Below are 7,915 nucleotides of genomic sequence, written 5' to 3'. Positions count from 1 at the left end.
TGCCGGGCGGCCGGCTCGGCGGGTTGCGCTTGGGATCGGCGCACGAACTTCGGCCGACCCTCCGCCTGGGCCGGAGGCTGCGTGCCGGGTGCGCCGCCCGGGCCGGTGCGCCCTTCGTCGTCGTCCGGCGAAGCCCCACCCACTCCGGACGGACCCCCGTCCCGGACCCGGGCACCACCGGCAGGCGCGGTGGCCGCCTGCGCGGTGCCCGACTCCAGCGCCTCGACTCGCTGCAACAGCGCGATCATGGAGTCGTCGGCGGAGGGCAGGAGCAGCTTGGCGCAGAGGATCTCCAGCAGCAGCCTGGGCGAGGTGGCGCCGCGCATCGACCCCATCCCCTCGTGCACCATGTCCGCACACCGCGCCAGGGTGGCGGGTCCGATGTTCTCGGCCTGGCGCCGCATGGTGTCGGCCTGCTCGACCGGGGCGTCGACCAGCCCGCGCTCGATGGCCTGGGGCACCGACTGCACCATGATCAGGTCCCGCAACCGCTGGAGCAGGTCGGCGGCGAACCGGCGGGGGTCGAGCCCGGCCTCGATGACCTTGTCGACGGTCCGGAACAGCGTCGCACCGTCACCCGCGGCGAGCGCGTCCACGGTGTCGTCGATCAACGCGACCTCGGTGGCCCCCAGCAGACTCACCGCACGCGAGTAGGTGATGCCGTCCTCGCCCGCGCCCGCCATCAGCTGATCCAGCACGCTCAGCGTGTCACGCGGCGACCCACCACCCGCGCGGATGACCAGGGGGAAGACCGTGGGCTCGACCCTCACGCCCTCCTGCTCGCTGATCCGCTCGACCAGCCCGCGCATCGACGACGGGGTGAGCAGGCGGAACGGGTAGTGATGCGTCCGCGAGCGGATGGTCGGCAGCACCTTCTCCGGCTCGGTGGTGGCGAAGATGAAGATGAGGTGCTCCGGCGGCTCCTCCACGATCTTGAGCAAGGCGTTGAAGCCCGCGTTGGTGACCATGTGCGCCTCGTCGATGATGAGCACCCGGTACCTGGACGACGCCGGCGCGAAGAACGCCCGCTCACGCAGGTCGCGGGTGTCGTCCACGCCGCCGTGACTGGCCGCGTCGAGCTCGGTGACGTCCAGCGTGCCCGTGCCCCCGGGCGCCAGGGCCACGCACGAGTCGCACTCCCCGCACGGCGTGGCGGTGGGCCCCTCCACGCAGTTCAGCGACCGGGCGAGGATCCGGGCGGACGACGTCTTGCCGCACCCTCGCGGGCCGGAGAAGAGATAGGCGTGGTTGATGCGACCGGAGGACAGGGCCACCGAGAGCGGTTCGGTGACGTGCTCCTGGCCCACGACCTCGGCGAAGGAGGCGGGGCGGTACTTCCGATAGAGGGCCACGTGTAGAGGGTACCCAGGGGGTACGACGGCGAGGTCCGCCCTCCGCGTCCCGGGACACGACCTCCGGAAATGACCGGAGGGGCCGCGTCTCCGCAGCCCCTCCCGACGTCCCTCGCGCGGCGGTGCGGGCCCCCTCAGACCCTCGCGGCGCGGTTCCGGACCAGGATCGAAGCACCGGCCCCTCGCAGCCCCTCAGCCGCACTCCGGTGCCCGATCCCTTGTGGGGTCCGGACGGTAGAGATACAACCATGCCGACCTGCGGGGATCAAGGACCTCCCCTCGTTGACTATTGCTCAACTATGCGGCTGGCGACATACGTGCACGTCAGCGCCACCGCCGCGGTCCCCCCAGCGTGCCCACCCAATGGGAACGTGTTGTAGATCACGTCGGGGCATGTCTCGCAGGTGAAGACGGCGCGGCGACCCGCGCCGGAGCGCGAGGGCGGGCGCCCGGCGCACCCGACCCATGAGGGAAGGTGATTAACGAAGGGGGAGGTGCTGTTACATCAGTTTCGTGCGTCGCGGCACGCGGCGAGCAGCGCGCACAGCCCCACGACGTCCATCGCCGTCTCGACCTCGGCCAGCGGCGGCAACGTGGGGGCCAATCGGATGTGCCGATCGTCGGGATCCTGCCCGTACGGATAGGCCGAACCCGCAGGGGTCAGAGCCACCCCGACCGCCTTGGCCAGGCGGACGGTCTCCGTGGCGGTGCCGTCCGGCACCTCGAGGTCGATGAAGTACCCGCCCTCGGGACTCGTCCAGCGGGCCACGTCGTACCCACCGAGCCTCCGGTCCAGCGCGGCGGCGGCCGCCTCGAACTTCGGGGCCACGATCCCGCGGTGCTTCTGCATGTGGTCCCGCACCCCGTCGGCGTCTCCGAAGAAGCGCGCGTGGGCCAACTGGTTGACCTTGTTGGGGCCGATCGACCGGATCCCGGTGTGCCCCAGGTACCAGTCGAGGTTGGGCTCGGAGGCGGAGAGGAACGACACGCCCGCCCCGGCGAAGGTGATCTTGGACGTCGAACACACCTGCAGGAATCGGTTGGGGTGCCCGGCCTCGGCGGCCAGCGAATCCACATCGGGCACCTTGGGGAAGTCCTCGGTCAGCGTGTGCACCACGTAGGCGTTGTCCCAGATCACCCGGAAGTCCGGGGCGGCCGCGGCCATGCGGGCGAGCCGGGACACGGTGTGGCCGCTGTAGACGGTGCCGGTCGGGTTGGAGTAGATCGGCACACACCACATGCCCTTGATCGACGGGTCCGTGGCGACGAGGTGCTCCACCTCGTCCATGTCCGGACCGTCCTGCCCCATCGTCACGGGGATCATCTCGATACCGAGGGCCTCGGTGATGCCGAAGTGACGGTCGTACCCGGGGACCGGGCACAACCAGCGGAGCTTCGGCTCGTCCTTCCACGGACGCTCGGAGTCGGGCGTGCCGAACAGCATCGAGAACGTCAGCAGGTCGTACATGATCGACAGGCTCGCGTTGTCCTGGGCGATCACGCGGCCGGCGTCCACCCCCAGCAGTTCGGCGATGATCCCGCGGAGCTCCGGAAGACCGGCGCCGCCGCCGTAGTTACGGACGTCGGTCTTGCCGGCCGTGTGGTCACCCTCCCCCGGCAGCGCCAGCAGTCGTTCGGAGAGATCCAGCTGCTCCGGCGACGGCTTACCGCGGGTCAGGTCCAGGGACAGCCCCCGGTCGGCGAGCGTGTCGTACTCGGACGACAACTCCGACTCGAGCCGGGTCAGTTCGTCGGCGGAGAGATCGGACAGCGCCATAGTGGCCTCCGGGAGGTCGACATCGTCGGTGGTGTGTGTACCCAGACGTAAAGGGACCCCGCGCACCCGCCAGAGCCCGCTGACCCTTGCTGCCTTCCGGCCCTGGGGGAGTTCACAGGATGGACGCCGCGCGGGGTCCGGTGACGAGTCTAGCCGTGCCGCCTCCGCCGCTGCACGCAGCCCGGGATGTGGCCGGCGATTCCCGGATGGTTTGCCAGTGGTTGGCCGCGCTGGGTACTCTCGTCCACGGAGGATTCGCCTAGTGGCCTATGGCGCTCGCCTGGAACGCGGGTTGGGGTTTATAGCCCCTCAGGGGTTCAAATCCCCTATCCTCCGCCGCAGACGCGGCCCGGTGCTCTCGAGCCCGGGCCGCGTCTCTCGTTTCGGCCGGTGCGCCGGCTGCCCCCACCGCAGCCGAGCCCGCTCGGTAGCATCGCGAACGTGACCGAGATCACCAGTCCGGACGTCGAGCTACGGGTGCTCGTCTACAGCCACGACGCCGCGACCCGCAGCCGCGTCATGTCAGCACTGGGCACGCGCCCGCACCCCGACCTCCCCCGACTGCACTTCACCGAGGTCGCCACGGCACCGGTGGTGATCGAGCACATGGACGCCGGGGGGATCGGTCTCGCGATCCTCGACGGCGAGGCCGCCCCCACCGGCGGGCTGGGTCTGGCCAAGCAGCTGCGCGACGAGCTCGACCACACCCCGCCGATCCTCGTGCTGATCGGGCGCGCGGACGACCGGTGGCTGGCCGACTGGTCCCGGGCCGACGCGTCGGTCCCGCACCCGATCGACCCGCTCCGGCTGCGGGACACCGTCACCTCGCTCCTCGCGCCGACTTGAGCGCCCGCCGCCACGGACGGTCGCCGTTGACGGCAACCGTTGACAGCCGCCGCAGACCCCGGAAGTCGTCTGCCGAAAGTCCAGACACACGTCAAAGCAATGTGAGTAGAGTCACAGTCGAGGACCGGGACACCCCGATCTGACAGGGAGTCGGCGGGCCGTCAACCCACCACCACCGGTCGCCGACGATCCCATGCGGTTGCAGGAGAAGTCTGCCCACAGGTGCCTTCTCGAGGAACACGCGAGGAGTGACGCGATGAACGAGTACGTGCCGATCCTGGCCCTCGGGGCCGTCGCCGTCGCCTTTGCCGTCTTCTCCTCGCTGGTCTCCTCGCTGGCCGGTCCGAGCCGGTTCAACAGGTCGAAACTCGAGGCCTACGAGTGCGGCATCCAGCCCACCCCGCAGCCGGTCGGCGGCGGACGGTTCCCGGTGAAGTACTACCTCACCGCGATGCTGTTCATCATCTTCGGCATCGAGATCCTCTTCCTCTATCCGTGGGCCGTCCACTTCGACAACCTCGGGTTGTTCGGGCTGGCCGCGATGGCCCTGTTCGTCTTCAACGTCTCCGTCGCCTACGCCTACGAGTGGCGTCGGGGCGGACTGAGCTGGGACTGACCGGAACCGGGAGGAGGAGACAGTCATGGGACTGGAAGAGAAACTGCCGAGCGGGTTCCTGCTGACCACGGTCGAGCAACTCGCGGGCTACATGCGCAAGGGGTCGCTCTGGCCCGCCACCTTCGGCCTGGCGTGCTGCGCCATCGAGATGATGGCCACCAGTGGCGGCCGCTACGACCTGGCCCGGTTCGGGACCGAGGTGTTCCGGGCCTCCCCCCGCCAGGCCGATCTGATGATCGTCGCCGGCCGCGTCAGCCAGAAGATGGCCCCGGTCCTGCGCCAGGTGTACGACCAGATGGCCGAGCCCAAGTGGGTGCTGGCCATGGGTGTGTGCGCGTCCTCGGGCGGGATGTTCAACAACTACGCGATCGTCCAGGGCGTCGACCACGTCGTCCCCGTGGACATCTACCTGCCCGGATGCCCGCCGCGGCCCGAGATGCTCATGCACGCGATCATCACCCTGCACGACAAGATCCAGCACATGCCCCTCGGCGCCAACCGGGCCGAGGCCGTCCGCGCGGCGGAGCAGGCGGCCCTGGACCAGCGTCCGCTCATCCCCGTCGAGGGGATGTTCCGGTGACCGGCGATCATCCGGTCCCGGCCGATGCCCCGGACCCCGCGGGCCCGGCCGGATCCGACGCGACCACGGTCGGCGTCCGCCACGGCATGTTCGGGGTGCGCGGCTCCGGGGACACCTCCGGGTTCGGCGGGCTCGTGCGCCCGGTCGACATGCCGGGCGGTACCCGGCCGCCCGACGGTGGGGACGACGACGAGGTGGTCGCCGCGCTCACGGCCGCACTGGCATCGCGGGGCGGACCGACCTTCGACGAGGCCGTGGAGAAGGTCGTGGTGCACGGCGGACAGCTGACCCTGCACGTCCGGCGCCGACATCTGCCGGCGGTCGCGCTGACACTCCGGGACGACCCCGCACTCCGCTTCGAGATGTCACTCGGGGCGAGCGGGGTGCACTACCCCGACGCCGCGGGCCACGAACTGCACGTGGTCTACCCGCTCCAGTCGATCACCCACAACCGCCGGCTGCTGCTGGAGGTCTCGGCCCCCGATTCCGATCCGCACATCCCGTCCCTGACCAGGATCTATCCGACCACCGACTGGCACGAGCGGGAGACCTACGACTTCTTCGGCGTCCACTTCGACGGACACCCCTCACTCACCCGCATCCAGATGCCGGACGACTGGGAGGGCCATCCGCAACGCAAGGACTACCCGCTCGGCGGGATCCCCGTGCAGTACAAGGGCGCGACCATCCCGCCCCCGGACCAGCGGAGGGCCTACAGCTGATGGCCGACAGAACCGACTCGGACACCGTCCTCACCGCGACCGGGCAGGACTGGGAGGCGATCAGCGACGCGGCACGGAACGCCGACGACGACCGCATCGTCGTCAACATGGGCCCCCAGCACCCGTCCACTCACGGGGTGCTGCGGCTCATCCTCGAGATCGAGGGCGAGACCGTCACCCGCGCGAGCTGTGGGATCGGCTACCTGCACACCGGTATCGAGAAGAACCTCGAGTACCGCTACTGGACCCAGGGCGTCACCTTCGTCACCCGGATGGACTACCTCTCGCCGTTCTTCAACGAGGTCGCCTACTGCCTCGGGGTGGAACGGCTGCTCGGGATCACCGACCAGATCCCGGAGCGGGCGTCGGTCATCCGGGTGATGCTCATGGAGCTCAACCGGATCTCCTCGCACATGGTCGCGCTCGCCACCGGCGCCCTGGAGCTCGGCGCCAGTACTCCCATGCTGTTCGGCTTCCGCGAGCGGGAGATGGTCCTGGACGTCTTCGAGATCATCACCGGCCTGCGGATGAACCACGCCTACGTCCGGCCGGGCGGGGTGGTCCAGGACCTCCCGGACGAGGCCGTGCCCAAGGTCCGCGAGCTCTTGGAGGTGATGCCCGGTCGCATCCGCGAGATGGAGCTCCTCCTGCGCCAGAACCCGATCTGGAAGATGCGGCTCGAGGGCGTGGGTTACCTTGACCTCACCGGATGCATCGCCCTCGGGGTGACCGGCCCGGTGCTGCGGGCCAGCGGGCTACCCCACGACGTGCGCCGGACCGATCCGTACTGCGGGTACGAGACCTATGAGTTCGACGTGGTGACCGGGTCGGGCAGCGACTGCTACGACCGGTTCGTCATCCGCGTGGACGAGATGAAGGAGTCGCTGAGGATCGTCGAGCAGTGCCTGGACCGGCTCGAGCCCGGCCCGGTGATGGTCGCCGACCCCAAGATCGCGTGGCCCGCCCAGCTCAAGGTGGGCCCCGACGGCCTGGGCAACTCCGCCGAGCACGTCCGCCACATCATGGACAGCTCGATGGAAGCGCTCATCCATCACTTCAAGCTCGTCACCGAGGGTTTCCCCGTACCCCCGGGACAGGTCTACGTGCCGGTCGAGTCGCCCCGCGGCGAACTGGGGGTGCACATGGTCTCGGACGGCGGCACCCGCCCGTACCGCGTCCACTACCGCGACCCGTCGTTCACCAACCTGCAGGCGGTGGCCGCGATGTGCGAGGGCGGGATGCTCGCCGACGTGATCGCCGCCGTCGCCAGCATCGACCCGGTGATGGGGGGTGTCGACCGATGAGCGGCGAGCCGGTCTTCCTCCAGTTCGGCCAGAAACCCGACGAGGCGGGCGCGATCGTCCGCCCGGGCGCCCGGCGGACCTACCCGGACGAGGTCCGGGAGCGTCTGGCCGCCGATGCCGCCGTGATCGTCGCCCGCTATCCGCAGGACAGGTCGGCGCTGCTCCCGCTGCTGCACCTCGTGCAGGCGGAGGACGGGCACATCACCCCGGCCGGCATCGAGTTCTGCGCCCGGGTGCTCGACCTGACGGCGGCCGAGGTGATGGCGGTGGCGACGTTCTACTCGATGTACCGCCGCACCCCGACGGGTGACTACCTGGTGGGCGTGTGCACCAACACGCTCTGCGCGGTGATGGGCGGGGACGAGATCCTGGCCTCCCTCGCCGAGCACCTCGAGCTCGACGGCCCCGGCACCACGGACGACGGAAGGGTGACCCTGGAGCACATCGAGTGCAACGCCGCCTGCGACTACGCCCCGGTGGTGATGGTCAACTGGGAGTTCTTCGACGACCAGACCCCCGCCTCGGCCCGTCGGGTGGTCGACGACCTGCGGGCCGGGCGGACGGTGACCCCCACCCGCGGTGCTCCGCTGTGCACCTTCCGCGAGACCGCCCGCATCCTCGCGGGCTTTCCCGACCCGCGCCCCGGCGCCAATGACGGCGCGCCCGGCGGGCCCACTCTGACCGGTCTCCGTGCCGCGAGGGCGGCCGGGATGCACGC

At 70.1% G+C, this 7,915-nt stretch carries 8 protein-coding genes, 1 tRNA gene and 1 other RNA gene; 7 read left to right on the top strand and 3 right to left on the bottom strand.

The annotated features are described in order from the left end of the window. The 3 genes from G6031_RS14365 to ffs all read right to left on the bottom strand — a co-directional run. The coding region (locus G6031_RS14365; protein ID WP_182653607.1) for a DNA polymerase III subunit gamma and tau at nucleotides 1–1,352 on the bottom strand (1,352 nt) is incomplete at its 3' end. Between the two features lie 505 nt (nucleotides 1,353–1,857). Continuing rightward, nucleotides 1,858–3,129 (bottom strand): aminotransferase class I/II-fold pyridoxal phosphate-dependent enzyme, encoded by a 1,272-nt coding sequence (locus G6031_RS14360; RefSeq protein ID WP_182653606.1) that lies wholly within the window; start codon nucleotides 3,127–3,129, stop codon nucleotides 1,858–1,860. 47 nt (nucleotides 3,130–3,176) lie between these two features. Further along, an RNA gene (gene ffs / locus G6031_RS14355) (signal recognition particle sRNA small type) lies at nucleotides 3,177–3,271 on the bottom strand. A 106-nt stretch (nucleotides 3,272–3,377) separates the two neighbouring features. On the opposite strand from ffs, the gene G6031_RS14350 reads away from it, so the two are divergent. The 7 genes from G6031_RS14350 to nuoE form a co-directional block, all read left to right on the top strand. Further along, a tRNA-Ser gene (locus G6031_RS14350) sits at nucleotides 3,378–3,465 on the top strand. A gap of 183 nt (nucleotides 3,466–3,648) precedes the next feature. Next, nucleotides 3,649–3,975 carry a hypothetical protein gene (locus G6031_RS14345; RefSeq protein WP_241731218.1) on the top strand — a complete coding sequence of 109 codons (327 nt, stop codon included), beginning with the start codon at nucleotides 3,649–3,651 and terminating at the stop codon, nucleotides 3,973–3,975. A 256-nt stretch (nucleotides 3,976–4,231) separates the two neighbouring features. Then, nucleotides 4,232–4,591, top strand: a complete 360-nt coding sequence (locus G6031_RS14340) for an NADH-quinone oxidoreductase subunit A (protein WP_095717152.1) — start codon at nucleotides 4,232–4,234, stop codon at nucleotides 4,589–4,591. A 25-nt stretch (nucleotides 4,592–4,616) separates the two neighbouring features. Beyond that, entirely contained in the window at nucleotides 4,617–5,171 is a 555-nt protein-coding gene (locus tag G6031_RS14335; protein ID WP_095717151.1) for an NADH-quinone oxidoreductase subunit B, read from the top strand. After that, a complete protein-coding gene (locus G6031_RS14330; protein ID WP_095717150.1) occupies nucleotides 5,168–5,893 on the top strand; it encodes an NADH-quinone oxidoreductase subunit C in 726 nt (241 codons plus the stop codon). Before G6031_RS14335 ends, G6031_RS14330 begins: the two co-directional genes overlap by 4 nt. Further along, entirely contained in the window at nucleotides 5,893–7,197 is a 1,305-nt protein-coding gene (nuoD, locus tag G6031_RS14325) for an NADH dehydrogenase (quinone) subunit D (RefSeq protein ID WP_182653605.1), read from the top strand. Before G6031_RS14330 ends, nuoD begins: the two co-directional genes overlap by 1 nt. Further along, a partial coding sequence (nuoE, locus tag G6031_RS14320; protein WP_182653604.1) for an NADH-quinone oxidoreductase subunit NuoE occupies nucleotides 7,194–7,915 on the top strand: 722 nt, incomplete at its 3' end. The genes nuoD and nuoE, both read left to right, overlap by 4 nt.

Origin of the sequence: Dietzia sp. CQ4 (assembly GCF_014145125.1) — a bacterium.
GTDB classification, from domain to species: Bacteria; Actinomycetota; Actinomycetes; order Mycobacteriales; family Mycobacteriaceae; genus Dietzia; species Dietzia natronolimnaea.
Note: the sequence above shows the minus strand (reverse complement) of the source record. Positions and strands in the feature narration are given on the sequence as shown.

Excerpts from the sequence above, each read along its gene's own strand:
- G6031_RS14360 (WP_182653606.1), bottom strand. The coding sequence starts at position 3,129 with ATGGCGCTGTCCGATCTCTCCGCCGACGAACTGACCCGGCTCGAGTCG.
- G6031_RS14345 (WP_241731218.1), top strand. The coding sequence starts at position 3,649 with ATGTCAGCACTGGGCACGCGCCCGCACCCCGACCTCCCCCGACTGCAC.
- G6031_RS14340 (WP_095717152.1), top strand. The coding sequence starts at position 4,232 with ATGAACGAGTACGTGCCGATCCTGGCCCTCGGGGCCGTCGCCGTCGCC.
- G6031_RS14335 (WP_095717151.1), top strand. The coding sequence starts at position 4,617 with ATGGGACTGGAAGAGAAACTGCCGAGCGGGTTCCTGCTGACCACGGTC.
- nuoD (WP_182653605.1), top strand. The coding sequence starts at position 5,893 with ATGGCCGACAGAACCGACTCGGACACCGTCCTCACCGCGACCGGGCAG.